Origin of the sequence: Pedobacter sp. HMWF019, from assembly GCF_003061025.1 — a bacterium.
Classification (GTDB): Bacteria; Bacteroidota; Bacteroidia; order Sphingobacteriales; family Sphingobacteriaceae; genus Pedobacter.
In genome coordinates this window covers 1-1140 of the sequence record NZ_QAIL01000287.1, presented here as the reverse complement: position 1 = coordinate 1140, position 1140 = coordinate 1, and the positions used below count along the sequence as shown (strand labels likewise).

At 39.1% G+C, this 1140-nt stretch carries 1 protein-coding gene and 2 tRNA genes; all 3 read right to left on the bottom strand.

The annotated features are described in order from the left end of the window. Positions 1-698: HD domain-containing protein (locus DBR11_RS16390; RefSeq protein ID WP_108553731.1), on the bottom strand; the 698-nt coding region annotated here is incomplete at its 3' end. A gap of 198 nt (positions 699-896) precedes the next feature. Then, positions 897-973 (bottom strand) — tRNA-Asn (locus DBR11_RS16385). A gap of 52 nt (positions 974-1025) precedes the next feature. Beyond that, positions 1026-1099 (bottom strand) — tRNA-Asn (locus tag DBR11_RS16380). Positions 1100-1140: the final 41 nt, after the last annotated feature.

Sequence of the window (1140 nt, the reverse complement as noted above, 5' to 3'; positions counted from 1 at the left end):
CCCCAGAGATCAGACAAAATAATAATGCCTTTTTCTAGTCCGAGAGCAATCAACTCAGAAAACTTGATATTGGCAAATATATGTTCGGGTTTTCTGAAATACTCATTGTTGAGCTGAAGATATTTACTGGCAATCCATGAAGCTACCTTTTCACTCTTAACACCAATCTTTCCACCCTGAACACCAAGTTTATTTATAAAATCATGTACCTCAACAATATTGATTAGTCCAAAATGATATAAATCCCTAATCGTATAATCTATCCTATCCGCACAGAGGGCAGGAAGAGGCATCTCAAGCAAGGTAAACTTCGGGTCTTCCAATAAAGAAGTGCTGAATCCATATTTAGCGAGAATAGATGGTATAGTGGAATTTGATATTACTTCTTCAAAAATTTGCTCATGATACTCTTCTCCTTTCTGTTGCAGGACATAATCGATAACATGGGAAAAAGCGGTATGGGAGACATCGTGCAAAAGGGCCGCAACCTGTTCTTCCAGACTACCTCCAAGTTTCCTAACAAGAAGCATAACTCCGATAGAATGTTCATATCTACTGTGACCAACATTTGGAGAAACCAAAAAAATGGCACCTCCCTGATGAACATTTTTTAACCTTTGAACGGGTGCCGAGCTTATGAGATCGCTTAGTATATCTTCAAGTTCGAAATTTCCGTAAAAAATATCGCTTGATATCATAATACAAATATAATGCATTTAAGATCATGGTGTGGATGAATATCAAGACTTCAATCTTTTAGAAAGCTATTATATTGACCATTTCAATTCTATAAACCTTTCTTTTCCAAAAAGAAATAAAACCATTTTCTAGAGAACTTGATAATTATGAGGGTAAAAAAGAAGGGCAAGCGACCGTTTTACCGTGCTTGCCCTTTTTGGCTCCCTCTGCTGGGCTCGAACCAGCGACCCTCTGATTAACAGTCAGATGCTCTAACCAGCTGAGCTAAGAAGGAGTGCTGGCTATTTAAAAAGCCTTCCAGACGAACTGAAAGGCTTTTGGTATTGCTCCCGAGACTGGGCTCGAACCAGTGACCCTCTGATTAACAGTCAGATGCTCTAACCAGCTGAGCTACTCGGGATGCTGGCTTAATCCCAAAACGCCTTTTTTGAACTATTAAAG